This window comes from Actinomadura fulvescens, assembly GCF_039533225.1.
In the GTDB taxonomy this organism is placed as follows: Bacteria; Actinomycetota; Actinomycetes; order Streptosporangiales; family Streptosporangiaceae; genus Spirillospora; species Spirillospora fulvescens.
Window position 1 is genome coordinate 1 of record NZ_BAAATD010000028.1, and the last position, 24,684, is coordinate 24,684.

At 69.6% G+C, this 24,684-nt stretch carries 31 protein-coding genes; 20 read left to right on the forward strand and 11 right to left on the reverse strand.

Annotated features, from left to right (window positions below):
• Window positions 1–412 (reverse strand): beta-ketoacyl synthase N-terminal-like domain-containing protein (locus tag ABD333_RS46315; protein ID WP_344549308.1); only part of this gene is annotated, 412 nt, incomplete at its 3' end.
• 163 nt (window positions 413–575) lie between these two features.
• Window positions 576–959, reverse strand: coding sequence for a nuclear transport factor 2 family protein (locus ABD333_RS46320; protein WP_344549309.1), 384 nt, complete (start codon window positions 957–959; stop codon window positions 576–578).
• An 82-nt stretch (window positions 960–1,041) separates the two neighbouring features.
• Between ABD333_RS46320 and ABD333_RS46325 the strand changes: the two genes are divergently transcribed.
• Entirely contained in the window at window positions 1,042–1,836 is a 795-nt protein-coding gene (locus tag ABD333_RS46325) for a helix-turn-helix domain-containing protein (protein ID WP_344549310.1), read from the forward strand.
• 99 nt (window positions 1,837–1,935) lie between these two features.
• On the opposite strand, the gene ABD333_RS46330 is transcribed toward ABD333_RS46325, so the two are convergent.
• On the reverse strand, window positions 1,936–2,409 hold the full coding sequence (locus tag ABD333_RS46330; RefSeq protein WP_344549311.1) for a nitroreductase/quinone reductase family protein: 474 nt from the start codon (window positions 2,407–2,409) through the stop codon (window positions 1,936–1,938).
• 52 nt (window positions 2,410–2,461) lie between these two features.
• Window positions 2,462–2,917, reverse strand: coding sequence for a carboxymuconolactone decarboxylase family protein (locus ABD333_RS46335; RefSeq protein ID WP_344549312.1), 456 nt, complete (start codon window positions 2,915–2,917; stop codon window positions 2,462–2,464).
• 180 nt (window positions 2,918–3,097) lie between these two features.
• On the opposite strand from ABD333_RS46335, the gene ABD333_RS46340 reads away from it, so the two are divergent.
• Window positions 3,098–5,581 carry a tetratricopeptide repeat protein gene (locus ABD333_RS46340; protein ID WP_344549313.1) on the forward strand — a complete coding sequence of 828 codons (2,484 nt, stop codon included), beginning with the start codon at window positions 3,098–3,100 and terminating at the stop codon, window positions 5,579–5,581.
• A 68-nt stretch (window positions 5,582–5,649) separates the two neighbouring features.
• Here the strand turns inward: ABD333_RS46340 and ABD333_RS46345 are convergent, their stop codons facing one another.
• Complete coding sequence (locus ABD333_RS46345; protein WP_344549314.1) at window positions 5,650–6,015, reverse strand: VOC family protein; 366 nt, start codon at window positions 6,013–6,015, stop codon at window positions 5,650–5,652.
• A 261-nt stretch (window positions 6,016–6,276) separates the two neighbouring features.
• Here ABD333_RS46345 and ABD333_RS46350 point away from each other — a divergent pair, with 261 nt between their 5' ends.
• From ABD333_RS46350 to ABD333_RS46365, 4 genes are all read left to right on the forward strand, one after another.
• A complete protein-coding gene (locus ABD333_RS46350) occupies window positions 6,277–6,888 on the forward strand; it encodes an MPN domain-containing protein (RefSeq protein ID WP_344549315.1) in 612 nt (203 codons plus the stop codon).
• Window positions 6,885–7,292 (forward strand): SgcJ/EcaC family oxidoreductase, encoded by a 408-nt coding sequence (locus ABD333_RS46355; protein WP_344549316.1) that lies wholly within the window; start codon window positions 6,885–6,887, stop codon window positions 7,290–7,292. The genes ABD333_RS46350 and ABD333_RS46355 overlap by 4 nt, the downstream gene beginning before the upstream one ends.
• Before the next feature lie 28 nt (window positions 7,293–7,320).
• Entirely contained in the window at window positions 7,321–7,806 is a 486-nt protein-coding gene (locus tag ABD333_RS46360) for a tellurite resistance TerB family protein (RefSeq protein WP_344549317.1), read from the forward strand.
• Between the two features lie 154 nt (window positions 7,807–7,960).
• Complete coding sequence (locus tag ABD333_RS46365) at window positions 7,961–8,992, forward strand: methyltransferase (RefSeq protein WP_344549318.1); 1,032 nt, start codon at window positions 7,961–7,963, stop codon at window positions 8,990–8,992.
• 12 nt (window positions 8,993–9,004) lie between these two features.
• Here the strand turns inward: ABD333_RS46365 and ABD333_RS46370 are convergent, their stop codons facing one another.
• Complete coding sequence (locus tag ABD333_RS46370) at window positions 9,005–9,514, reverse strand: MarR family winged helix-turn-helix transcriptional regulator (RefSeq protein ID WP_344549319.1); 510 nt, start codon at window positions 9,512–9,514, stop codon at window positions 9,005–9,007.
• A 105-nt stretch (window positions 9,515–9,619) separates the two neighbouring features.
• On the opposite strand from ABD333_RS46370, the gene ABD333_RS46375 reads away from it, so the two are divergent.
• From ABD333_RS46375 to ABD333_RS46390, 4 genes are all read left to right on the forward strand, one after another.
• Window positions 9,620–10,567, forward strand: a complete 948-nt coding sequence (locus ABD333_RS46375) for an EamA family transporter (RefSeq protein WP_344549320.1) — start codon at window positions 9,620–9,622, stop codon at window positions 10,565–10,567.
• Window positions 10,564–11,202 (forward strand): NAD(P)-dependent oxidoreductase, encoded by a 639-nt coding sequence (locus ABD333_RS46380; RefSeq protein ID WP_344549321.1) that lies wholly within the window; start codon window positions 10,564–10,566, stop codon window positions 11,200–11,202. Before ABD333_RS46375 ends, ABD333_RS46380 begins: the two co-directional genes overlap by 4 nt.
• Window positions 11,203–11,264: 62 nt before the next feature.
• A complete protein-coding gene (locus ABD333_RS46385) occupies window positions 11,265–11,921 on the forward strand; it encodes a maleylpyruvate isomerase N-terminal domain-containing protein (RefSeq protein ID WP_344549322.1) in 657 nt (218 codons plus the stop codon).
• Between the two features lie 341 nt (window positions 11,922–12,262).
• Complete coding sequence (locus tag ABD333_RS46390; protein WP_344549323.1) at window positions 12,263–12,967, forward strand: HAD family hydrolase; 705 nt, start codon at window positions 12,263–12,265, stop codon at window positions 12,965–12,967.
• Here the strand turns inward: ABD333_RS46390 and ABD333_RS46395 are convergent.
• Window positions 12,948–13,739 (reverse strand): XRE family transcriptional regulator, encoded by a 792-nt coding sequence (locus ABD333_RS46395; RefSeq protein WP_344549324.1) that lies wholly within the window; start codon window positions 13,737–13,739, stop codon window positions 12,948–12,950. The genes ABD333_RS46390 and ABD333_RS46395 overlap by 20 nt on opposite strands.
• Window positions 13,740–13,933: 194 nt before the next feature.
• Between ABD333_RS46395 and ABD333_RS46400 the strand changes: the two genes are divergently transcribed.
• The 6 genes from ABD333_RS46400 to ABD333_RS46425 all read left to right on the forward strand — a co-directional run bounded on the left by ABD333_RS46400 (window position 13,934) and on the right by ABD333_RS46425 (window position 16,976).
• A complete protein-coding gene (locus ABD333_RS46400) occupies window positions 13,934–14,365 on the forward strand; it encodes a hypothetical protein (protein WP_344549325.1) in 432 nt (143 codons plus the stop codon).
• Window positions 14,366–14,744: 379 nt separating this feature from the next.
• Window positions 14,745–14,966, forward strand: a complete 222-nt coding sequence (locus tag ABD333_RS46405) for a hypothetical protein (protein ID WP_344549326.1) — start codon at window positions 14,745–14,747, stop codon at window positions 14,964–14,966.
• Window positions 14,963–15,364 carry a hypothetical protein gene (locus tag ABD333_RS46410; RefSeq protein ID WP_344549327.1) on the forward strand — a complete coding sequence of 134 codons (402 nt, stop codon included), beginning with the start codon at window positions 14,963–14,965 and terminating at the stop codon, window positions 15,362–15,364. The genes ABD333_RS46405 and ABD333_RS46410 overlap by 4 nt, the downstream gene beginning before the upstream one ends.
• A 261-nt stretch (window positions 15,365–15,625) precedes the next feature.
• On the forward strand, window positions 15,626–16,105 hold the full coding sequence (locus ABD333_RS46415) for a hypothetical protein (RefSeq protein ID WP_344549328.1): 480 nt from the start codon (window positions 15,626–15,628) through the stop codon (window positions 16,103–16,105).
• A gap of 120 nt (window positions 16,106–16,225) precedes the next feature.
• Window positions 16,226–16,576, forward strand: a complete 351-nt coding sequence (locus ABD333_RS46420) for a hypothetical protein (RefSeq protein ID WP_344549329.1) — start codon at window positions 16,226–16,228, stop codon at window positions 16,574–16,576.
• 109 nt (window positions 16,577–16,685) lie between these two features.
• The gene (locus ABD333_RS46425; RefSeq protein ID WP_344549330.1) at window positions 16,686–16,976 is read left to right on the forward strand and encodes a hypothetical protein; all 291 of its coding nucleotides are present in this window, start codon (window positions 16,686–16,688) and stop codon (window positions 16,974–16,976) included.
• A gap of 65 nt (window positions 16,977–17,041) precedes the next feature.
• Here the strand turns inward: ABD333_RS46425 and ABD333_RS46430 are convergent, their stop codons facing one another.
• Entirely contained in the window at window positions 17,042–19,432 is a 2,391-nt protein-coding gene (locus tag ABD333_RS46430) for an ATP-binding cassette domain-containing protein (RefSeq protein WP_344549349.1), read from the reverse strand.
• 129 nt (window positions 19,433–19,561) lie between these two features.
• Window positions 19,562–19,972, reverse strand: a complete 411-nt coding sequence (locus ABD333_RS46435; RefSeq protein ID WP_344549331.1) for a VOC family protein — start codon at window positions 19,970–19,972, stop codon at window positions 19,562–19,564.
• Window positions 19,973–20,075: 103 nt separating this feature from the next.
• On the opposite strand from ABD333_RS46435, the gene ABD333_RS46440 reads away from it, so the two are divergent.
• Window positions 20,076–20,942 carry a class I SAM-dependent methyltransferase gene (locus tag ABD333_RS46440; RefSeq protein ID WP_344549332.1) on the forward strand — a complete coding sequence of 289 codons (867 nt, stop codon included), beginning with the start codon at window positions 20,076–20,078 and terminating at the stop codon, window positions 20,940–20,942.
• Between the two features lie 11 nt (window positions 20,943–20,953).
• Here the strand turns inward: ABD333_RS46440 and ABD333_RS46445 are convergent, their stop codons facing one another.
• Window positions 20,954–21,826: an SDR family oxidoreductase gene (locus ABD333_RS46445; protein WP_344549333.1), complete on the reverse strand. Its 873-nt coding sequence runs from the start codon at window positions 21,824–21,826 to the stop codon at window positions 20,954–20,956.
• Window positions 21,827–21,964: 138 nt separating this feature from the next.
• Between ABD333_RS46445 and ABD333_RS46450 the strand changes: the two genes are divergently transcribed.
• Both ABD333_RS46450 and ABD333_RS46455 read left to right on the forward strand, forming a co-directional pair.
• Window positions 21,965–22,234, forward strand: a complete 270-nt coding sequence (locus ABD333_RS46450) for a winged helix-turn-helix transcriptional regulator (protein WP_344549334.1) — start codon at window positions 21,965–21,967, stop codon at window positions 22,232–22,234.
• A gap of 98 nt (window positions 22,235–22,332) precedes the next feature.
• A complete protein-coding gene (locus ABD333_RS46455) occupies window positions 22,333–23,340 on the forward strand; it encodes an AurF N-oxygenase family protein (RefSeq protein ID WP_344549335.1) in 1,008 nt (335 codons plus the stop codon).
• Between the two features lie 96 nt (window positions 23,341–23,436).
• Here the strand turns inward: ABD333_RS46455 and ABD333_RS46460 are convergent, their stop codons facing one another.
• Window positions 23,437–23,775 (reverse strand): ATP-binding protein, encoded by a 339-nt coding sequence (locus ABD333_RS46460; RefSeq protein WP_344549336.1) that lies wholly within the window; start codon window positions 23,773–23,775, stop codon window positions 23,437–23,439.
• 51 nt (window positions 23,776–23,826) lie between these two features.
• Between ABD333_RS46460 and ABD333_RS46465 the strand changes: the two genes are divergently transcribed.
• On the forward strand, window positions 23,827–24,579 hold the full coding sequence (locus ABD333_RS46465) for a GntR family transcriptional regulator (protein WP_344549337.1): 753 nt from the start codon (window positions 23,827–23,829) through the stop codon (window positions 24,577–24,579).
• The last annotated feature ends 105 nt before the right edge of the window (window positions 24,580–24,684 follow it).

Consider the following 24,684-nt stretch of genomic DNA (forward strand, 5'->3'; position numbering starts at 1 on the left):
CGACGAACACCCCCGCCTCCGACCCGGCCAGCCCGGCCGGATCGATACCCGCGTCATCCATCGCCTCCACCGCCATCTCCAGCAGCAGCCGCTGCTGCGGATCCATCGCCGCCGCCTCCTTCGGCGAGATCCCGAAATAGGCGGCGTCGAACCCAGCGATGTCCCCCAGGAATCCCCCAGCCCGGGTATAGCTGCGATCGGGCCGCGGCCGGCTCTCGTCCACGAACCGATCGGCGTCGAACCGGTCGCCCGGCACCTCTCCGACCGCGTCGACGCCCTCCTCCAGGACGCGCCACAACCCGTCCAGGTCCACCACTCCCCCTGGCAGGCGGCACCCCACCCCCACCACCGCGACCGCGTTCGCGCCCCACCCCTGCCCCGACTCCGACTCCCGCTTGTCGCCACTGCCCATCCTGCTTGTCCTCCGCTCTCGCCGGTTCCGCGGCAGCGGCGCGGCCATAGACCCGCTCAGCCGGACGTGCCGCGTGGCTCCACCACCTTCAATCTCGCCTGGAGTGGTGAATTCATGACGGAGAGTGAATAGATTCTCGGGAGATCTCTGGCCGTCGGCGGCCTCACCCGGCGGGCTCCCACCACGCCAGGTGGGCGGCCGCCTCGGACACCGGCTCGATGATCTCCCAGCCCTCAGCGATCAGCCCGTCGGCGAGCCGCCAGATGTCGATGACCGCGATCTCCGGCCCGCCGGGAAGCCCGCGCCGGGAGTGCATCACGACGTGGTCGCCGTCGGCCAGCACGTGATGGACCTCGACCCGCATGCCGGCGAGCGGGACCAGCGCCGCGCGCACGGCGGCCAGCCACTCCCCCTTGGTCGACACAGTCGAGTCCGGCCGGTGGTGGACGAAGTCGTCGCTCAGGAACGGCGCGAGCGCGTCCGCGTCGCCCGTGCCGATCAGTTCCGCCAGCGCCCGTTCGACGACGCTCTTGTTCTCGGTGGTCATGGGCCGAAGTGTGTCCGTGGCCGGGGACGACTGTCGATGAACTCGGACTTCATGGCGCACGGCGCCACGATGAGTACCCTCGATGATCGTGCATACCGCCGGGGAGCTCTTGCGGCAGTGGCGGCATCGCCGCCGGCTCAGCCAACTCGATCTCGCGATCGCCGCCGACGTCTCGGCCCGCCACGTCAGCCTCGTGGAGACCGGCAAGTCCAATCCGAGCGCCGACATGGTCCTGCGGCTCGCGGACCAGCTCGACGTGCCGCTGCGTGAACGCAACCGGCTGTTGCTCGCCGCCGGCTTCGCGCCCCGGTATCCCGAACGGCCGCTCGGCGACGCGGCGCTGTCGGCGGCCCGGGACGCGGTCGCGAGGGTGCTCCGCGCACATGAGCCGTACCCGGCGCTGGCCTTCGACCGCCGCTGGAACATCGTGACGACCAATCGCGCCGTCGACCCGTTCTTCGCGAATGTCGCCCCCGACCTGCTGCGGCCGCCGGTCAACATGGTGCGGCTCGGGCTGGACCCGCGCGGGCTCGCGCCTCTGATCGTCAATCTGGCCGATGTGCGCGCGGTGTTCCGGTCGCGGATCAGGCGTCAGCTCGCCGCCGCCCCCGACCCCGAGCTCACCGCGCTGTACGAGGAGCTGCTGGCGCCCGGCCCCGAGGACGCGGCGAGCCCACCGGCCGAGGCAGACATCGTGATCTCGATGATCGTTCGCCTCGGCGGACGGGAACTGCGGCTGTTCTCGACGATCACGACGTTCGGCACCCCTCTGGACATCACCCTGGACGAGGTCGCGATCGAGTCGTACTACCCGGCGGACGCCGAGAGCGCCGCCTACTTCACCGAGTCCGGCGACGCCGTCCTCCCGACCGGGTGACGGCGGCGCGCGCGAGAAAAGCGAGCGGTCCCGGGCCTTGGCCCGGGACCGGTGTCCCTCATTTCGTGCGGCGGCGCCAGGGCGCCCGGGGCGCCTGCGTCAGCGGCGGGTGAGCCGGACGACCGGGTATTCCCGGTCGGTCTTGCTCTGGTACTTCGCGTAGCGGGGCTGGGCGGCGGTGATGCTCTTCCATGCCTGCTCACGTTCGGCGCCGTGGAGCACCTGGGGTGTCACCGCCACGGCCTCGCGGCCGGGGAGCTCGACCGACGCCTGATCGGGGCGGCCCATCAGGTTGAGGTGCCAGTCCGGGTGCCTGGTCTTGCCGCCCGACGCGACGACGAGCCAGGCGTCCGCGCCGTCGGAGAACCACGCGACCGGGGTCTCCCGTGACTGGCCGCTCCGGCGGCCCACCGTGTGCAGGATCAGAACGTCCATGCCCATGAACGTGCCCCGGCCGCCTCGGATCTTGCGGTTCATACGGGCGTTCATGCGGTGCTGCATCCAGCGTGACAGGGCGCTGTGCCCTCCGCTCGTGCGTTCCGCGCGACCGGCCGCCTGCTCGTCGTGTGCCATTTCGGTTACCTCCCACTGGTCGGTCCGCCACCGGTGTGGTGTGCGGCGTCGGTCATCCCCAGGCGCCGGCGATCTGCCGGGTCGTGGCGTTGAGCCGGTTGAACAGGTTGGTGACGCCGATCATCAGGATGATCGCGGCCAGCTGCTTCTCGTCGAAGTAGGCGGCGGCCCTGTCCCAGATCTCGTCGTTCACCGCGTCAGGGCGGTCGGCCAGCCGGGTCGCCGCCTCGGCCAGTTCGAGCGCCGCGCGCTCCTCGTCGGTGAAGTACGGGGTCTCGCGCCAGGCGGCGACCGTGGCGAGCTTGTCGTCGTTCACCCCGGCCTTGCGGGCCGTCTTGGCGCCGGCATCGACGCACGCGCTGCATCCGTTGATCTGGCTGATCCGCAGGTGCACCAGCTCCAGCGTCTCCCCGTCCACCCCACCGGAGTGCACGGCCTTGAAGATCTCCTGGATGGGCTTCATCGCGCCGGACAGGACCATGGCGGGGTTCTGCATACGAGCCTGCATGTCGGTTTCTCCCTTTTGTAGCCGCTGCCCCCGTTCCCTCGGGGCATGGCTCCATCACAGCCGGGCGGGCTTGCCATGACTATGGCGCTGGGACACTCTGGGACAGCTGAAACGGCCTTGACCAGCATTGACCCGGTCTGGGAAGTTTCCGCCGAGGCGGGACAGAGAGGCAGGGGAACAGTGGTTGCGCAGCAGCGGACGGCCAAGGACGACCCCAAGGACGAGCTCGCCTCCCGGCTGCGCCTGCTGCAGGAGCTGTCCGATCGCGGCGTACGGGCGCTCGCGCGGGACGCGGGCCTCAGTTCGTCGTCGCTGTCGCGCTATCTGAGCGGTCAGACGGTCCCGCCGTGGTCCGCGGTGATCGCGCTGTGCCGGCTGGTCAAGCGCGACCCCCGTCCGCTGCGTCCTCTGTGGGAACGGGCCTCCAGTCCCCTGCCGGCGCCTCCGAAGGCCAGCCGCCAGGTCCAGCCCCCGTCGCCGCCGCCCGGGACCCCGCGTCCGCCCCGCAACGATCTGCCGCGTGACGTGCCCGACTTCACCGGACGTGAGGCCCAGCTCGCCGCCGTGCTCGCCGCGGTGGAAGGCAGCCGGGTCGTCTCCGTCGACGGCATGGCGGGCGTCGGCAAGACCTGTCTGGCGGTGCACGCCGCGCACCGGCTCGCCGCCGACTATCCGGACGCCCAGCTCTATGTGGACCTGCACGGGTTCACCGCCGGGCGGGAGCCGCTCGGCCCCGACCCGGCACTGCGGACCCTGCTCGCCGCCCTCGACGTCCCGTCCGAGAAGATCCCGCAGGAGGGCGGCATCGAGCCGCTCGCCGCCTGCTGGCGGGCGGAGCTGGCCCACCGGCGGGCCGTCGTCGTCCTCGACAACGCCGCCGACGCCGACCAGGTCCGTCCGCTGCTGCCCGGCGCCGGCCTGTCGGTCACCCTCATCACCAGCCGCAACCGGCTGCTGGGCCTGGACGAGGTGCCTCCGGTGTCGCTGGACGTGCTGACCCCGCAGGAGAGCGCCGAGCTGCTGGCCCGCGCCAGCGGCGACCCCGGTGGCGGCGACGGGCGGCTGGCCCGCGAACCGGACTCGGCCGCCGAGGTGCTGCGGCTGTGCGGCCATCTGCCGCTGGCCCTGCGGCTGGCGGCGGCGCGGCTGCGGCACCGGCCGGGCTGGACCGTGGGCATCCTCGTCGAACGGCTGGCGGAGGGCGAGAACGAGTTCGACACCGCGTTCGCCATGTCCGTCCGGCAGCTGGACCACGCCCAGCGCCGCTTCTTCCGGTTCCTGAGCCTGCTGCCCGGCTCGACGTTCGACGAGTACGTGGCGGCGGCGCTGGCCGACGTTCCGCTGCGCAGGGCCCGGGCGATGCTGGAGGACCTGCTCGACGCGCACCTCGTCCAGCAGCCGGCGGGCGGGCGCTACCGGCTGCACGACCTGGTCCACCAGCACGCGCGCCGCGCCGCCACCGAGCACGACTCACCGGCGGAGCGCGAGGCGGCGCTGCGCCGCGTACTCGACTACTACGTGCACGCGGCGGCCGCCGCCGACGCCGCGATGTCGCACCTGTCCCCCGGCCGGGACGTCTCTGCGGGACGGCCTCCGGCCGAGCTGCCGCGGTTCACCGACAAGCACGCGGCACTCTTCTGGTTCGTCACGGAGTACACCAACCTGATGGCCGTCTTCGAGGCGGCGGTCGGTGTCGGAGCCGACCTGCACGTGTGCGAGCTGCCGCGGTTCATGCGGGCGTACTTCGCGCGGCGTTGCGGCACGACGCATCTGAACGTCCTGTTCGAGCGTTCGCTGGACGCCGCGCAGCGGCTGGGCGATCCGCTGCAGCTGGCCGAGGCGCACATCGACCTGGGCTTCGCGCGCTACAACGCGGGTCGCATGGCGGAGGCCGGGGCCGCGTACGAGGCGGCGGCGCCGCTGGTGTCCGTCGCGGGAGACGCCCGGTCGGCCGCCGAGCTGACCATGCGCCGCGGCTACCTGAGGTGGGACGAGGGCCATGTCGAGGAGCCGCTCGACCTCTTCCGGCTGGCGGGCAGCCTGTACGCGGACGCCGACTGCCCGATGGGAACGGCCCATGCGACCGCCTACGAGGCCTGGGCGATGCTGCAGCTCGGACATCGCGAGGAGGCGGCGCGGCTGGCCCGCACGGCGCTGGACGTCCCGCACGCCGATCCCGCATGGCCTCCCACGCTGACGGCTCGCATCACCCTCGGCGTGGCCATCGCCCACGAGCAGCCCGACGAGGCGATCGAGCACCTGGAGCTGGCGCTGGCGCTGGCGCGTGAGGACGGGCACAAGCACAACGAGGCGTGGTGCCTCAACTGCCTGGGCGTCGCGCTACGGCACATGGGGCGGTACGAGGAGGCGCTGGCCAGCCACCGAGAGGCGTTCGCGCTGCTGGACGAGCTGTTCGAGGAACACTGGAAGATCCATTTCCTCAACGGCTACGGCGAGACCTGCCGGCTGGCGGGCCTGCCCGACGAGGCACTGCGGCTGCACCGGCAGGCGCTGGAGCTGGCTCCGAAGCTCGGCTACCGGAACGAGGAGGCACTGGCCCACGAGGGCATCGCGGCCGTTCTCGACGAAACCGATCCGGACGCGGCGGCCGAGCACCGCGCGGCGGCCCAGGCCATCGTGCGACTCGTCCAGCCGGTGGCCTGACTGCCCGGGTCACGCCTCCGGAAATCACGGAATGCCCTCTATGTGAACCACGGGATGCGGGATGCCCTTTATGGGATGCCGTATCCGTGTTCGGACAGGTCGAACCAGTTTCCCTCGGGGTCGATGGCGCGGTATTCGGCGAAGGGCCGTTTTGATGCGCGCAGCGCGGGCTCTTCCAGGCCGGCGGCTGTCAGCTCTGCGCGGGTTTGTGCGGCGTCGGGCACGTGGAAGCCGAAGTGGTTCATTCCGGCAGGGGCCTCTCCGGCCATCTGCAGTTTCAGCAGGGCCAGGGTCAGATAGCCGTCGCCCAGGAAGTGGTTGCCATCGGGGTCGGCGAGGATCACGTCCATGCCGAAATGCTCACAGTAGAACCGCGCCAAGGCTTGCGGGTCGCGGGCGTAGAGGGCCAGGTGTCGGATGGTCGGCCGGGGCATGCGGCGCCTCCAGGGATCAGCTGACGAGCGGGAGCAGTGACGTCAGCCGCTCTGCGCGATACGGCGATAGCCGCTCAGCGCGATACGGCGCGCGATACGGCGATAGCCGCTCTGCGCGATACGGCGATGCCCGTGGGCGGTCACCGGCAAACGCCGCGCTGGGGGTCCTTTGGTTGTGCGACCAATGGAGGAGGCCGCCGCTCTGGGGATTGTTCGCCGGGTGATGCAGCATGACTACCAAGAGTTAGTGAAGGGCGGGCAATGTCGCGGACGGTCGCCGGTGAAGGGCTGAGATGCAGTTCGGTCGTCGTCGACCACTGCGTCCTTCAGACGTTCATCGATGCGGCCATTCGGACATATGAGTTGTGCACGCCCAGCATGCCCCTGTCGTGCTTTGCCGTCCTGGTCGGCGAGATCACCGAGGATGTGGCGCTGGTCCGGGAGATCGCCCCGGGGCGGAGCGTGCGGGCCACCGACCCCGTGGCCGACGTCGAGTTCCGCTCGCGGATCGTGCCTGCCTTCGGCTCCGCCTACGACAACCAGCACCGGGGTTTCTGGGCCGATCCACGGGATCTGTTGCGCATCCACCAACAAGCCGACGACCGAGGATGGGACATCATCGGCTCCATCCATATGCATCCGGACTGGCATCGCATCGGCCCGCCCCACGAACGCGGATTGCGCCTCAGCCAGGCACCGACCGCCATGGACGCCTACATGTTCAAAAATACCGGCTGGCCCATCAACATGATCTGCTATCTGGAACGATCGGGACGTGGATTCCAGTACACCATCGGTGCATGGGCTCCACCTCTCGACGCTGATGAGATGACCTGTGCAGCCATTGACGTTCTTTTCCGGATAGAGCCATGAGCGATGCCGGGATAGCCGAGCTCTTCGCCACAATGGAGGCGGCGTGGGCACAGGCCGATGCGGGCCGTTTCGCGCGCGCCTTCGCCCCCGTCGCCGAATTTACCTCCGTGCGCGGCGACCGGCTCAACGATCGGGCCGCCATCGCCGCCGCGCACGATCGGCTTTTTGCGACCATTTACTCCGGGACTCGCCTGGTGCTGACCGTCCAGAAGATCAGACATTGCAGTTCGCGGCTGGCCATCGTCCACCTGGATTCACAGTTGCTGCACCTCGATGGCTCACCGGCACGCGGCCTGGGCGGCAATCCCGGAAACACGATGCACGCGCAGGCGGTGGTCGAGCACGGTCGCGCGGGATGGCAGATCATCTCATTCATGAACATGGTGCCCCTGGCTTCGAAATGAAGAAAAGCAATGTGGAGGGGAGATCGAAATGGATACGCGCGAAAAGGGAGCCCTCTGGCTCTTCAGGAAGGACTGGTCGTTCGACTCGAAACCGTCGATCGATGACTTCGAGTCGTATGCCAAGGCGCTGATGATCTGCGCCAAGGGCGACGGCGTGATCGCTCCGGCCGAGCGGGAGTGGATCGTCGGCTACTTCGCCGCCTTCGGCTGCACCGACGAACTGGCCAGGATGCTGGAGGAGTACGAGGGGGACGACGCGCTCGACGACGTACTGAGCAGCAGTGACGCGGCCAACGCCTGCTCTCGCGGCATCATCCACGACGCCGTCCGCGCCTGCGCGGCCGACGGAGAGCTCCACGCGGACGAGCTCGCCAGCATCCGCACGATGAACCGGCTGCTCGGCCACCCCGAAAACCTGGTGGATCAATGGGTGCAGTTCCACCACGACGAGGAGCAGATGCGGGCCCGGCGCGCCTCGATGGTCTGGCCGGACCCCAAGGACAAGCCGTTCTGACGCCTCGCCGCCACGTACGACCACGTCTGGAACGACGAGGAGTCCCAGCCCGGAAGGTCGCCCTCGCCCGGCGGCCTTCCGGGCCGGTCATCACCAGGACATCCGGCGCCACGGCGCACAGGCGCACAGGCGCCGGCTAGGGAGACGACACCCCATGCACACCACCGGGCCGCTCACACCCAGACCTCTCATGCAGATCGTCTCCGGCTTCTGGGCCTCCAAGACGCTGGCCGCCGCCTGCGAACTGGAGCTGTTCACCATGCTGTCGGCCACCGGCGCGCTCACCGCCGACGCCATCGGCGACCGGCTCGGCCTGCGGCCACGTCCCGCCGAGACGCTGGTGACCGCATGCGCGTCCCTGGGGCTGCTGGACGTCAGCGACGGCCGGTACGGCAACTCCGCCCTGGCCGAGGAGTTCCTGGTCAAAGACAAGCCCTACTACTTCGGCGGCTGGGTGGCCGGCGTCGACGCCCACGACTATCCCGGCTGGATGCGGCTGATGGACGCACTGCGCACCGACCGGCCCACCGCCTGGAACCCCGACGAGCGCAGCAGCCTGTTCGACCCCGGCGACCCCGTCATGGTCGACTTCTTCTGGCAGGCGATGCACTCGCTGTCGATCTTCACCGCGAGCGTGCTCGCCTGCTCGGTGGACCTCGGCGGCGTCCGGCGCCTGCTGGACGTGGGCGGTGGCGGCGCCGCCTACGACATCGAACTGTGCCGCCGCTACCCCGTGCTGACCACCGCGATCTACGACCTGCCGTTCGTGTGCGACCTGACCCGGCCGGTCATCGACAAGGCCGGGTTCGGCGAACGCATCGAGCTCATCCCCGGAGACTTCTTCGCCGAGCCCGAACTGCCGGGCGGCTACGACGCCTGCCTGCTGTCGATGATCCTGCACGACTGGTCCGAGGACGACTGCAGGACGCTGCTGGCCAAGTGCCACCGGGCCCTGGACCCCGGCGGGCAGATCCTCATCAGCGAGCTGCTGGTCAACGACGCCAAGGACGGCCCGCCCGACGCGGCCCTGATGAGCCTGACGATGCTCGTCGAGACCTGGGGACGCAACTACACCGCGGCCGAGTACAGCGCCTGGCTCACCGACACCGGCTTCACCCAGGTCCGCGTCGAACGCTTCGACGCCCCCGGCGCGAACGGAGTCGTGATCGCCCGCAAGCCCGCCTAGACTCCGGCTCCGCTACGCCTCCGGGTTGATCGTCTTGTCGCCCAATGACTCCAGGAGGCCGCGGAGCATGCGGACGAACTGATCCCGTTCCTCCGGGGCGAGCCCGGAGAGCAGCCGCGCCTCGTTGTCCACGTGCGGGCCGACGATCTCGTCGACGAGCTCCCGGCCCTGGCCGGTCAGGCGCACGCGCACGGAACGCCGGTCCTCCTCGTCGGGCACGCGCTCGACGAGACCGCGTGCCGCCAGCCGGTCGATCCGGTTGGTGATCGCGCCGGAGGTCACCATGGCGGCCCGGTTGAGGGCCCCCGCGGTCAGCTCGTACGGCGGTCCCGACCGGCGGAGCGTGGCCAGCACGTCGAACTCCCAGCGTTCGAGGCCGTGCCCGGCGAAGAACTTCTTCAGCTCAAGGTCCAGCAGCCGGGACAGCCGGCTGACCCGCCCGACGACCCCCATGGGCCAGACGTCGAGGTCAGGGCGCTCCCGCCGCCACTGGGCGAGGATCTGATCCACTGCGTCGCTCATCGGCCGGCCTCTCAGCGTGAACAATCTCAACGTTCATCTACTTGACGGAGAGCATACTCTGGTGCTGTTATTTCAACGTTGAGATTATTAATGAGGAGAGACCCTATGACTGCCCCCCGGCCCGGCGCCTCCCTGCCGAACGTCCGCGACCTGGCCCTCACCGCGCTCACCCCGCTCGTCTGGGGCTCGACCTACGCCGTCACGACCGAGTTCCTGCCGCCCGGCCGTCCGCTGTTCACCGCGACGATGCGGGCACTGCCCGCCGGGCTCGCGCTGCTCGTCGCCACCCGCGTCCTCCCGCGCGGCATCTGGCTCTGGCGCTCGACGGTGCTCGGCCTGCTCAACATCGGCGCGTTCTTCCCCCTGCTGTTCCTGGCCGCTTACCGCTTGCCCGGAGGCGTCGCGGCGGTGCTCGGGGCGGCCGGACCGCTCTTCGCGCTCGCGTTCGCGGCCCTGCTGCTCGCCGAGCGGCCCACCGCGGTCCGGGTGCTGGCCGGCCTCACGGGGGTGGCCGGGGTCGCGCTCGTCGTCCTGCGCGCCGACGCGGGACTGGACGCCGCTGGGCTGCTCGCCGGGCTCATCGGAGCCGCCCTGCTGTCGGCGGGCACTGTGCTCACCAAGCGCTGGGGCCGCCCGGAGGGAGTCGGCCCACTGGCGCAGGCCGCCTGGCAGCTGACCCTCGGCGGATTGATGCTCGTCCCCGTCGCCCTGCTCTTCGAGGGTGCGCCTCCCGCGCTCGACGGACGCGCCATCAGCGGCTACGTCTACCTCGGAGTGATCGGCACGGCCGCCGCGTACTGGCTGTGGTTCCGGGGCATCTCCCGCCTCCCCGCCACGTCCGTTGCGTTCCTCGTACTGCTCAGCCCCCTGTCGGCGGCCGTCATCGGCTGGGCCGCGCTCGGCCAGGCCCTGACCCCGCTGCAACTGCTCGGCATGGCCCTCGCGCTCGGCGGCACCCTCGCCGGCAGCCTGACCGCCAGACGTCCAGCCGAGCCGGCCCCGCAGACCGCCACCACCGAACGCCCTCTCGTCACGACACATAGGAGTTCATGACCATGCGCATCACCGTGTTCGGAGCAGCGGGAAGCGTCGGCGCCCGCGTCGTGGCCGAGGCACTGTCCCGGGGCCACGAGGTCACCGCCGTCGTACGGGACAGCGCCCGGTTCCGCGAACTGCCCGCCGAGGCGCACCACCGCACCGCCGACGCGCGCGACCCCGAGGAGGTGACCCGCCTCGCCGCCGGCCAGGACGTGGTGATCACCGCCACCCGTCCCGCGCCCGGCCTGGAGCACGAACTCGTCACGGCCACCAAGGCACTGCTGGCCGGTCTGACCGGGACCGGAGTCCGGCTCCTCGTCGTCGGCGGCGCCGCGACCCTCACCACGCCCGGCGGCCTCACAGTGGTCGAGGACCCGGGGCTCCCGGCCGAGATCCGCGACATCGCACTCGCCTGCGCCGCCCAGCACGCGGCCTGCCGCGCCGAAACCAGCGTGGACTGGACGTACCTGAGCCCCCCGGCCCTGCTGGAGCCAGGCGAACGCACCGGCACGTACCGCCTCGGGACCGACGAACTACTGGTCGACGCCCATGGCGAATCCCGTATCTCCATAGAAGACCTGGCGGTCGCCCTACTGGACGAGGCCGAACACCCCACCCACCACCAAACCCGCTTCACCGTCGCCTACTGAACACATCCGTACCGCCTGAAATGCGGTTGTCCCTCGTTGCGGGGCCGCACTACGTTGCCGATGTGGATCTCTTCTCACGCACGTGGTCGGCCCTGCGCGCGGCGGTCGCCGGACTGCCGGACGAGGACTTCGCACAGCCGTCCGGTTGCCGTGGCTGGCTGGTACGGGACCTGGTGTGCCATCTGGTCATCGACGCCCAGGACGTCCTGATCACCCTGGCCACCCCCGCCGAAACGGAACCGACCCGTGACGCGATCACCTACTGGCAAGTCACCGACACACCGCCGACCGGCGACGACCCGCTCGACGCGCTGACCGTCCGGCTGGCCGCCGCGTACCAGGAGCCGCGGCTGCTCAAGTTCCACCTCGACGACGTCGGCGCCGCCGCCGGCCGCGCCGCCGAACTCGCGGACCCGAACCTCCGGGTCGGCACCCAGGGCGAGGTCCTCACCGCCGGCGACTACCTCTCCGCGTACGTGCTGGAGTGGACGCTGCACCACCTCGACCTGATCGCACACCTCAAGGACGCCCCCGAACCCCCCGCCGAAGGGCTCGCCCGGACCCGCGAGATGCTGGAGAAGATCGCCGGAACCACGTTCCCCGCGTCGTTCTCCGACAAGGACGTGCTCCTGGTCGCCACCGGACGCCGGGCCGCGACCGACACGGAGAAGACCGCCCTGGGCCCCCTGGCCGCAAGACTCCCCTTCATCCTCGGCTAACGCCGAGCAGCAGGCAGCCGCTCCCCGATGCGTTTGCCGACGATTCGCCCGTGCTGGACGAGGCGCTCGCCAGGTCGGTGGAGAGCGCTCGCGACCGGTTCACTGAACCGCTCGCCGCGGGGTGCGCTGCCCTCGGTGCGGGCGTTGCGTCACGACCGAGAATCGGGCATCAACGCGCCGTCGAGGTGCAGGCCGCTCTCGATGCTCGCGACCACGCGGGACCAGTCGCGACCGTGGTCGCCTGGGCCGAGACATCACGCGGAATCGGCGCGGCGCACACGAGGACTGCGTCGCCGCGCCGGACCTAGGAAGGACCCCCCACAGCGCCTAGGGTTCGCGTCATGGGATCCCTGCTCGTCCTCTGGGACGTCGACAACACCCTGATCGCCAACGGCGGTGTCTCCAAAGACGCCTACGGCGGAGCATTCGAGCTGCTGACCATGACCTCCCCCGTGCATCGCGCTCGAACCGGTGGAAGCACTGATTTCCTGATCATGCGCGACCTGGTCGAGCGTCACGGGATGCCCTTTACCGACGAGATGGCGGCACGGATCCCGGAGGCACTGGAGGCATCCTTGTCCGCCCGACGGAGCGACCTGGCCGTACGCGGGCGAGAACTGCCAGGAGCGCGAGCGGCATTGGCCGCGCTCGCCGAAATCAAGGGGGTATATCAATCCGTGCTGACCGGCAACATGCAACCGAACGGTTTCACCAAGCTCGACACGTTCGGGCTCGCCGGTCCGCCACTCGACTGGGAGGTGGGCGCCTACGGTTCCGACGACAGCATCAGGTCCAACCTGGTGGGCATCGCGCAGAAACGCGCCAGCCGCAAGTACGGCGAGCCGTTCGCCCGCGACAACACACTGCTCATCGGCGACACGCCGAACGACGTACGGGCTGGCCTGGACGGCGGCGCCAGAGTCCTGGCGATTGCCTCTGGGAGCGATACCGTTGAGCAGCTCGCCGACGCCGGGGCAGACATCGTGTTGCCGGACCTGGCCGACACCGATGCTGTTCTTGCCGCCCTCAAGCGGGCTCTGGCGTAGAGCGGCCGGGCGACCGCTCGGCCCAGAACTTCGACTCCTCGATCGGCGATGCCGTCTCCCAGACTCGTTCGAAACTCCTGACGTACATGGCGAACAGGTCGGCCCCCTCGATGCGGCGTAGGTGCATGATCGGAGCCATGTAGCCGTACGTGCCATAGACGTGCTGGTTGATCAGCATCTCGTCGTCATAACGGAAGATCGAGTTGTAGAGACACGTGCGGTGAAGCAGGAACTCCACCCCGGGAACGCCCACCAGCGGACTGTAGTAGGACAACGCCATCCGGATCCGGGCCGGGATCGCCTCGAATAGGCCCTCTTCCACGCCGCGCTGGGCCATTTCGAGGCTATCGGGATCGCCCATCAGAATGCGCACCCGGACGCCCTCCGCCGCCTTCTCTTGGATACGCCGGATCGACTCGGGGTTTTCCTCAGGCAAGAACAAGGAGGCATTCGCGAACAGCCAGAGCTCTCGGGTGGCGCCGGCAAGCAGGTCGAGCCAGAGCCGCCGTGGGGTGTCTGAGCGGTGCGGATAGAACTCGACCACCTCAGATCTGGACGAGTCAGTGGCCGAGGCTACATCCAGATCGGGCCACAGGTAACTGACCTTCATCCCCAGGAGGCGAGCTGCCCGGTGTGCTGCTGTTCGGCGCGGCACGACGCCTTTGGTGATCCAGCGCTGGACGCTCTTGGGATCGAGGCCAAGCTGCTCAGCCAGGGCTCGCTCGGTGTACCCGCTCTCGGCGAGAGCGACCCGCAGACGCTCGTTAGGCATGGGGCCACCTGAGACCTAGGGACGTTCGGGGGCGTTCCACGTTCAGGCTAACGTCCCGAACGCCCTCGTGGCGAGGTGTTGCCGCCCCGTAACGGTGCGTTCCGATTAGGGGCACGCCAAGACCAAGGCGGCCCCGGCCTGGTGCGCGAACACCAGGGGGTTCCGGGGCCTCGCCGGACACAGGAGGTCCGACTGTGAGCAAGATAGCCGAGGCGCCGCCCTGGGCGGCGACAGACATCGATCCTGACGTGTTCGTAGGAGAGTTGCGTCGGCGCTTTCCTGGCGTGTGTGCGTGGTTCGGGGAGTTCACGGGCCGTTGGTGGGCGATCACGCGGGACCGTGACCGCCTGGTCGAGGCCGGGTCGCCGGCGGCATTGGGGCGACGCCTGGCGGAGCTGACCGCGCCCCGCCGTACGACTTCGACACCGATCGGGCAAGCGGTGCCGGAGTGGACACCGGCACCCGTCACGCCCGCCACGACGAAACGGCCGACCCGGCCGTCCCGCGCCGCCGCGCCCGTCACCCGGCCGTCACGGCGGTCTGCGCACGCGCACCGTGCCCAGCGCAGCCGGGGCGGGTGGCGGCGGCTTCTGGGCGCCTTCCTGGTGCGTGAGACGGTGCGCTGATGTCGGTCACTCCCACGGTGTCTACACGGCTTGCCGGGGCGCCACGCGAGGATTCGTCGTGGTGATCTCGCGCATCGTGAGCGCGCCAGCCCTGTTCCGACGTGTGTGGGGTGCGCTCATCCGACGTCGTACGGCCTCCCGCTCGCAGTCCGGGACGGGATTGTGTGGCGGGGGGTCATACGGCTCAGACGGCGCGGCCGCGGAACGATCAGAGTCAGCTCTCGCCGCCGCGCCCCTCAACCGCCGTACGGCTGCCCGCCCCGCCGCCGGCCATGGCGCCCGAGGCGGGGGCCGTACGACCCGGCATGCGTTGCGGCGAGGCTCCCTTCCCATCCTCGCCGTCGCGTTTCTCGATCACATCGCAACGGAGACGGTCATCGTGGCCCGGACGAAGAAAGACCCGAATCAGCAGACCAAGGCTGAGCTGCGCGCCGAGTTCCCCCGCTGGTCGATCATCATCACGAACCGTGATCGATGGTGGGCGACCCGGTATCCCGTGGAAGACCCAGCCACCCGGCGGCTTGTTGATCACAGTGTGACCGCGCTGGACGCCGACACGGCCGAGGAGCTGCGCGCCATGCTCGGTGAGGTGGATCGGTGAGTAGCAGCGGCCCCTACTTCCCGGACGGCGTCGGTGAGGATGGAGCGGCCCGGCGGCTCGCCACGGCGGCAGACGGGCCGAAGGCGACGCCGTTGAAGATGCTGCCGGTCGTGCTCGGCGCGTTCGAGGAAGCCGGGAAAGCGCGGCTTCATCCCCGCATCGTGGATCTGGTGTTGTCGTTCGTTCAGGACGAGGCCGAGACCAAGCTTGGCGGCGAGCTGGAGATGGAGGTGACGGCGGCGTTGAAGCGTGCGTTGTCGAGGGTGCGGCCGATGTTTGCCCGGCATCTGGGTCGTCAGGGGTATCTGCTGGGCACCGCCGATGAGGTGACCCGGGACGCCGAGCGACGCGTCCGCCTGATCACGGCGTCGGGGCCGCACGGCCCGGACGCCAAGTGATGCTGCCGGGTGAGGAGTTCGCGCGGCGCCGGGCGGCGGTCGAGGCGCTGGCGGCCGAGCTGGAGGGCCGTGGCTGGTATACCGAGGGCCGCGGGGTGCAGATGTGGGTGTGCGCGCCTATTGGGGTCACTTCGTGGGGCGCAATCGCCGTGGGTCGGGCGTCGGTGCCGACATCGCCCCGGTGGACGACGTGGTGGCCGCCGCCGACCTGATCTGCCAACAGCTTTCCTAAATCCCCCGAAACGAAGGAAGGGACCCCTTGTGGTTGACCGGGACCAGCTCGGCGCGGAGTGCGAGGCGTTGATTATGGCGGGTGTGTCCGGGGCGGTCGAGGGCCCGCTGCGGTACTTCGAGCGGGTGAAGGTCGCGCCGGGGTGGGCGGTGGCCGGGCCGGTGATGGCCCAGGCGTTCGCCGACGTGATCCAGCGTGACGCCGTCACGGCGGGCGTGGTCATCGCAGGTGTGGCGGACGTGGCGCGGCTCGCACCGTCGGAGCGGCACGGGTACGCGCGGGTGATGGCCCTGGGGATCTCGGCCGGTACTCGGGTCAAGGCACGCGGCATCCATCGCGTGATGCTGCGCCATGCCCGCGCGTACGTCAAAGCGCGGGCACGCGGCAGCCACGACGAAGCCGACGCGGTCCTCAACCGGATGGGCGAGGAGCAGCTCGGGCAGCTGGTGTTCATGCTGTGGGCGACCGCCATGCAGGCCCGCCGCCAGGCGCTCGCGGACACCGCATAAGACTCCTGCGGCCCGGCTTAACTCCCGCGGCTCCAGGTGGTCGAATCCCCGGGGCCGCGGGATGACGGTCGTGGGATCTGTCCCCAACAGTCCGCGGCCGTCACGCCGCACCGTGGAGGAGTGACCATGTCCACCTCGAACACGATTCGGGCCGCCGTCCTGGCGGTCCTCGGCGCGGCCGAGGAATGCGGCAAGGCCAGCGGCGGCAGCCCCGCCAAAGGCTGCAACGCCTGGACCTACCAGAGGGCGACCGCCAAACCCACCGGAATCGAGGGCGACGCGCTCGTCGAAGCCGTCATCGCGGTGGAATGCCGCGAGCGGCAAAACCGTCACGCCATGCACGTCCAGCTGCACCGCGAGGACGAGCACAACCAGTGGATCGGTATCTACGACGACGTCAAGACCGACATCCCCGGGGTCGGTCGGCACCGGTCAGCGTGGCGGAATGTGTGCCGGGTCGCTGGCGTGTGAGGTTCTATGTGTCTGGGACCACCAGCGACGGAGTCCGGTACCGCTACCCGGCAAAGGGCTGGAACAGCAAGACCTCGCGAGTACGGTGCCCGCGCTGAGGAGGATGGTCATGCGCTACACCTACGCGCCTCTCGCAGGCGCGGAGCCCGGCAGGGTCGTCCGCTGGACGTGGCCGTTGCGGCGACGCCTCCAGCGCTGGCGGTTGCAGGCGCCGATCGTGCAGCGGGAAGGGATCACGGTCCACGAAGGGCCGCACTACGCCTTCCGTTCGCCGAGCAGCTGTGTCGATTGCAAGCCCTGTGTGGAGGTCGACATCAGCAGAGCCGACAATCGTGTGCTGCTGCCTGAGGAGTGGCGCCACTTGGTGGCCGCGATCAAGGCTGGCGAGTTCGATATTTGAGCGCGACGAAAACGGCCCGCCGGGCGGGCCCTACCGGGGTGTTGCCCGGTAGGGCGCGAGCTGGGTCAGGCGCCTATGTAGGTTGCCAGGTGCTCGCCGGTGAGGGTGGAGCGGGCGGCTACCAGGTCGGCGGGGGTGCCTTCGAAGACGATCTGGCCGCCGTCGTGGCCGGCGCCGGGGCCCAGGTCGATGATCCAGTCGGCGTGGGCCATGACCGCCTGGTGGTGCTCGATGACGATGACCGACTTGCCGGTGTCGACGAGGCGGTCGAGCAGGCCGAGCAGTTGCTCGACGTCGGCGAGGTGCAGGCCCGTGGTCGGCTCGTCGAGGACGTAGGTGCCGCCCTTCTCGGCCATGTGGGTGGCCAGCTTGAGCCGCTGGCGTTCGCCTCCGGACAGGGTGGTGAGCGGCTGGCCGATGCGGAGGTAGCCGAGGCCCACGTCGGAGAGCCGTTCGAGGATGCGGTGCGCGGCCGGGGTGCGGGCTTCGCCGGAGCCGAAGAACTCCTCGGCCTCGGCCACCGACATCGCGAGCACCTCGCTGATGTCGCGGCCGCCGAGGTGGTAGTCCAGCACCGCCGCCTGGAACCGCTTGCCCTCGCAGTCCTCGCAGGTGGTGGCGACGCCGGCCATCATCGCCAGGTCGGTGTAGATGACGCCGGCGCCGTTGCAGGTGGGGCAGGCGCCCTCGGAGTTGGCGCTGAACAGCGCGGGCTTCACGCCGTTGGCCTTCGCGAACGCCTTGCGGATCGGGTCGAGCAGTCCGGTGTAGGTCGCGGGGTTGCTGCGCCGGGAACCGCGGATCGCGCTCTGGTCGATCGACACCACGCCCTCGTCGGGCATCGATCCGTGGATGAGCGAGCTCTTGCCGGAGCCGGCGACGCCGGTGACGACGGTGAGCACCCCGAGCGGGACGTCGACGTCGACGTCGCGCAGGTTGTTGGTCGTCGCGCCGCGGATCTGCAGCGTGCCGGTGGGCGTCCGCACCTTGTCCTTGAGGGCCGTCCGGTCGTCGAGGTGGCGGCCGGTGATGGTGCCGCTGGACTGCAGGTCCTCGACGGAGCCCTCGAAGCAGACGGTGCCGCCCTCGGTACCGGCGCCGGGTCCCAGGTCGACGACGTGGTCGGCGATGGCGATCGTCTCCGGCTTGTGCTCGACCACCAGGACGGTGTTGCCCTTGTCGCGCAGGCGGAGCAGCAGGTCGTTCATCCGCTGGATGTCGTGGGGGTGCAGGCCCGCGGTGGGCTCGTCGAAGACGTAGGTGACGTCGGTGAGCGAGGAGCCCAGGTGGCGGATCATCTTGACGCGCTGCGCCTCACCGCCCGACAGGGAGCCCGCCGGCCGTTCGAGCGAGAGGTAGCCGAGGCCGATCTCTACGAACGATTCGAGGGTGTGCAGCAGGGACGCCAGCAGCGGGGCGACGGAGGGCTCGTCGAGGCCGCGGACCCATTCGGCCAGGTTGCTGATCTGCATCGAGCAGGCGTCGGCGATGCTGATCCCCGCGATCTTCGACGACCGGGCGCCCTCGGCGAGCCGGGTGCCGCCGCACTCGGGGCAGGAGGTGAAGGTGACCGCCCGCTCCACGAACGCGCGGATGTGCGGCTGCATCGCCTCCTTGTCCTTGGACAGGAACGACTTCTGGATCTTGGGGATCAGGCCCTCGTAGGTGAGGTTGGCGCCGTTGACCTTCACCTTGGTCGGCTCGCGGTAGAGGAAGTCCTGCATCTCCTGCTTGGTGAACTCGCGGATCGGCTTGTTCGGGTCGAGAAAGCCGGACGCGGCGTAGGTGCCCACCGTCCAGACGTTGTCCGACTTCCAGCCGGGGATGGTGAACGCGCCCTCGGCGATCGACTTGGAGTCGTCGTAGAGCTGGGTGAGGTCGATGTCGGAGACCGTTCCCCGGCCTTCGCAGCGCGTGCACATGCCGCCGGTGCGGGTGAAGGTCGCCTTCTCGGCCTTGGACTTGCCGCCGCGTTCGACCGTGATCGCGCCGCTCGCCCGGACCGAGGGGACGTTGAAGGCGAACGCGCTGGGCGGGCCGATGTGCGGCTGCCCGAGCCGGCTGAACAGGATGCGCAACATCGCGTTGGCGTCGGTGGCGGTGCCGACGGTGGAACGCGGGTCGGCGCCCATCCGCTGCTGGTCGACGATGATCGCGGTCGTGAGCCCTTCGAGCACGTCGACCTCGGGCCGCGCCAGCGTCGGCATGAAGCCCTGCACGAACGCGCTGTAGGTCTCGTTGATCATCCGCTGGGACTCGGCGGCGATCGTGTTGAACACCAGGGAGCTCTTGCCCGAGCCGGAGACGCCGGTGAACACCGTCAGCCGCCGCTTGGGGATCTCTACGCTGACGTCCTTGAGGTTGTTCTCGCGCGCGCCGTGAACGCGGATCAGGTCGTGGCTGTCGGCGACGTGCGACGCAGGCGGCTGCGTGTCCGTCCTCGGGGCCATGCTCATCATTGCTCCATGTCTAAGGGTCGGGCCGCCTTCTCGGGCGCGGGGAACGATCCACTGTTTACCTGATCAGCGCGGTCGGTCGGGAGGGGCGTCACTTAGGGCGCCCGTGCCGCTACGCCTTGTGGCGGCTCACTGGGCCTCGCTGATGCGGATCATGTTGCCCGCGGGGTCGCGGATGGCGCAGTCGCGGACCCCGTACAGCTGCTCGGTCGGCTCCTGGACGATCTCGGCGCCGCCGTCGCGCACCCGTTCGAAGGTGCCGTCGAGGTCGGTGGTGGCCAGGAGGATACCGGCGTAGGTGCCCTTGGCCATCATCGCGGCGATGGTGCCGCGCTCGTCGTCGGTGATGCCCGGGTCGGCGGCCGGCGGCTGCAGGACGACGGACGTGCCGGGCTGGCCGGCGGGACCGACCGTGATCCAGCGCATTCCCTCGTAGCCGACGTCGCTGCGGACCTCGAAGCCGAGGACGTCGCGATAGAAGGCCAGCGAGACGTCCGGGTCGTCGTGCGGCAGGAAGCTCGCCTGAATGGTGATGTCCATGGCGATCACGCTAGGGGCGGCCCGGTGATCGGCGCTTCTCGATTCCTGATCGGTCTGGCTTAAGCCGTCTCCGGAGAGCCACACCCGGGGTAGGAAGCACCCCGTGACACAGTCAGCCGAACACGCACTCTCCCAGGCGGCGCATCTGCGCCGCGTACAGCGCTACTACACCAATACCGAGTCACGCTTGGGCTACCGGTTCCTGCTTGGGGAGACCAAGCACTTCGGGTGGTACGGGCACGGGCATCGCATGTGGGGGTTCTCGGCGGCGATGCGCCGTATGGAACACGTTCTGGCATCGAGGCTGGACCTGCCGGCGGGCAGTCTCGTGCTCGACGCCGGGTGCGGCGTCGGCGACGTCGCCCGCCGGCTGGCGGCCGTGCACCGGCTGAGGGTGAACGGGATCGACGTGCTGGAGTTCAACATCGCCCTGGCCCGCCGCCGCGCCGCCGCCGCCGGGCTGGGCGGCCTGCTGGAATTCAGCGTGGGCGACTACCACGATCTTCCTCACCCGGATGGCTGTTTCGACGCGGTCTACACCATGGAGACGCTGGTCCACGCGATCGATCCCGTTCGGGTGCTGGCGGAGTTCCGGCGGGTGCTGCGGCCGGCCGGGCGGCTGGTGATGTTCGAGTACTCCAGGACCCCGTCCGCCGAGCTGAGCCGGGAGGCGGACGAGGCGTTGCGCACGATGTGCGAGCTGGCGGCGATGCCCGCGATGCTGATCCTCGACCACGGCCGCCTGGAGGAGCTGCTCGCGGATGCGGGGTTCGGTGTCGCCTCGGTCATCGACGTGTCGGCCAACGTCCTGCCGATGCTGCGCGCGTTCGCCCTCGCCGGGCGGCTGCCCTACCGGATCGGGCGCGCCCTTCACCGCCCCGACAAGGTGGTCAACGCGCTCAGCGGCGTCGAGATGTATCAGCACCGGCACGCCTGGCGGTACAACATCTACACCGCCGCCAAACCGTAGAGAACGTCGGGTCAGGCGCGGTCCCAGTCCTGGCGGCTCGCCCAGTCTCCGAGCGTGGTCGCCCCGGTGCGGAACACGGCCGGGTCGGGTGCGGGGGCGGGCGGGGTCCCCGGCGGCGGTGGCGTGTAGGCAGCGGCGATCCCCGCCGCCGCCTCGTTCCCGAGGTGCGGCGCGAGCATCCGCTCGTACTCGTCGGGCTCGATGGTCCGCCACCTCACCTCGTGGCCGAGCGCGGCGGTGAGCTCGGCCGCCGCTTCTTCGCCGACGAGTGCCTTGGGGCCGTTCACCACCTGCAGTGCCGGTGGGGAGGCCATGCCCAGCAGATCCACGATGGTCGCCGCGACGTCGTCCAGCGCGACCCAGGGCACCGGGGCCTCGGCGTCCAGCGGGTAGGCGAGCTCCCCCGCGCGCACGCGCGGCGCCGACCATGGCGCGATGAGGTTCTCCATGTAGGTCGCGGCCGGGCCGACGACGCTCACGGTGGGCACCTGCTCGGCCAGGCGGGCGGCCAGCATGACCCGCACGTCCACGAACGGCACGCCGACAGGACCCGGCGGCAACGTACTCCCGCTGTTGAACACCACCCGGCGCACGTCACCGGCTCGCAGAGCACGGAGCACCGACTCGGCCTGCGCCAGCGCCACCTCGGGATCGAAGACGAGCGGAAGCTGCACCACCACGGCGTCCGCTTCCCGGTAGGCGCGCGCGAGGGCATCGGTGTCGAGCAGGTCCACGGGCAGTGCCCGAACGGCCGGGTCCAGCGGCGTCGTGCGGCGCCGGCGGGTGAGGGCGCGAACGCCGTGCCCGGCCGCAAGCAGGTGACGAACGACGGGAGCGCCCTGAACGCCGGACGCGCCATGCACCACGATCAATGAGTTGTTCATGGGCGAGACCGTAGTAACCGATGGGAAGCAGTACCTAGGCCGTAATATTGTTTCCCTATGGGAACTATCGGTTCTGATCAGCTAGAACGTCTTCGGTCTGCAAAGCCCGTCGGCTGTGGCGTCGAACGGACACTGAAGGTGCTCGACGGAAAATGGACGACCCTGATAGTCCGCGAACTGCTGACGGGCCCGAAACGTTTCGGTGAGCTGCGCGATGCCCTGGGCACTGTCAGCCCGAAGACGCTCACCGACCGGCTGCGCTCTTTGGAACACCAGGGCATCCTCACCCGCACCGTGTACGCCGAGGTGCCGCCGCGAGTCGTCTACGAACTCACCGAACAGGGCGCGACCCTCACCACCGTCCTGCACGCCATGCTCGAATGGGGCGAGCGACACCCCCAGCCTTGAGGGGACGGCTGCGGAAGATGATGCTTCCGGGGCGCCAGACAAGACAGGCGAGAACGTTGTGTAATCAGCTTGTTGCTCATAGTTAGCCTGAGGCGGCTATGGACTCGTTCTCAGATCGCCCCCGCTCCGCCGACCGACTCCATTCCGCCGACCGACCCCGTTCCCGGGCCGCGCAGATCCGCTGCCAGGACGGGAACCACACGCTGGAGCTGACCGACCGCGAACTGGTCGCCGAACGCCTCCTCAGAACGTCCCGGAAACACTCGTTCGACCCCGACGTGGACGTCGACTGGGACGCCTCCCAGGACCCCGACCAGTTCTACATGCCCCCTCAGCTGGTTTCTCTTTATGAGACGCCGCTGTGGGAAGAGCTGACGCACCGGCAGCGGGTGGAGCTGAGCAAGCATGAAGTGTGCAGCATGGTCTCGTTCGGGATCTGGTCTGAGCTTCTGCTGATGCAAGGCCTGATCCAGCACGCCTACCGCAACCGTTATGACAGCGGGCACTTCGCGTACGCGATGACCGAGGTCGCTGACGAATGCCGGCACTCCAAGATGTTCGGGCAGATGGTGCGGGCCTGCGGGCTGAAGACCCACCGCGTGCATCGCGTCCCTTTCAACCTCGGCAAGGCGCTGAACGTGGTCTGCGACCCGATGCCGATGTTCGCCGGAATCCTGGCCGTCGAGGAGTTCACGGACGCCTTCCAGCGGCTGACGTTCCCGGACGAGGAGATCCAGCCACTGATCCGCCAGGTCGCCCGCATCCACGTGATCGAGGAGGCCCGGCACATCAAGTACGCGCGCGAAGAGCTCAAACGGATGGTCGCCAAGGCCGCACCGGCCCGGCGATGGCTCGCCGCCTACTGCATCGCGCGCTGGGCCTGGATGGCGAGCGGCCAGATGACGCACCCGTCCTGTTACCGGGCGGTCGGGCTCGACCCGGCGCTGGCCCGCCGCGTCGCCCGCCACAGCCCGCACCGCCGCGCCACCATCGCATGGTCGTTCCGCAAGTGCACGGCGTTCTTCGAAGAGGTCGGCTTCCTCGACGGGCCCGCCCGCACTGTCTGGGTCAAATCCGGCCTGCTCACGTGCACCGCTGACTCTTAGTGAAACCGTGTCACCGCCACAAACCCTGCCACCCTTTCTGAGCGGCGGCGCGAGAGGGGGGCCGTACGACGCGGCGGGCGGCCCTGCGACAGGCGCTCATGCATCGGCGCACCAACCAAATTCGGCCCACATCGTCTGGCCGCCGTCATGTACGTCGTGGCCGACCTTGTCGGCGTACTCCTCGACGATGAGCAAGCCTCGGCCGTAGTTCTGGAGGTCGTCGGGCCTGCCCGGTCTCGACCATGACCCGCGGCCGGAGTCGGAGACTGCGACACGTGCCCAGCCCGTGCGGCAGGACACCGAGATCTTGATTTCGCCGCCTTGCCGGCCGCTCGGGGTATGCCGGAGCGAGTTGGCGGCGAGTTCGGCGACGACCATCTCGGCGTCCTGGGCGCGCGCGGTGAGCTGAGTACTCAGCTTGCGACCTGAGTACACACCTTGTCAGGCTGTGTCTGGAACGCGCGCCCACGACCACCCGGAGTTACCGTGACCCAGCCCGCCTACCAGCGCATAGCCGACGAACTGCGCAGCCAGATCGTCGACGGCGTGCTCGCGCCAGGCGACCGGGTCCCCTCCCGTCACCAGCTCGCCTCCCACCACGGCGTCTCCGACCGCGTGGCAGTGCAAGCCGTACAGCTGCTCGTCTCGGAGGGCTATCTCGAAAGCCGGTCAGGCTCCGGCACATACGTCCGTGTCCGCCCGGCCGTCCGCCGCCTCACCCGTTCCTGGTACTCCGAGGCCCGCGACGGCTCGCCGTTTCGCGCTGACATGCGGCAGCAAGGCCGCACCGGATCATGGCGGTCGTCGTCGTCGACGGAAGAGGCGACTCCGGCCGTGGCTGAGCGGCTCGGCGTCGCCGTCGGCGACGGGGTCATGCGGACGCGATACGTCTTCCTTGCCGACGATCAGCCGGTGATGCTCTCCTCTTCATGGGAGCCGCTCGACATCACGCGCGGTACGTCCGTGCAGTTCCCGGAGGAGGGCCCGCACGCCGGCGCGGGTGTGATCGCGCGGATGAAGGCGATCGGGCAGCACATCGCCAGCGCGGACGAGGTTGTCACCGCACGGTCCCTCCTCGCGGCGGAGGCGGAGCAGCTGGCCGAACCGCTCGGTTCGATCGTCATGGTGATCCGCCGCACCTACCGCACCGCGGACCGGCCGGTCGAGACCGCCGACATCGTGGTGCCGGTCGACCGATACGAACTCGCGTACGAGATCCCCGTGGACTGCGGGCGCTGACGGCCGTCGCCTGACTCCAGACCTGACGACGTGCGACCAGGTGAGGCGCCCTGCGTTCAGGCTCGACCCGCGTTCGCCTGCCGCGTCCGTTCCGGGGAACGGACG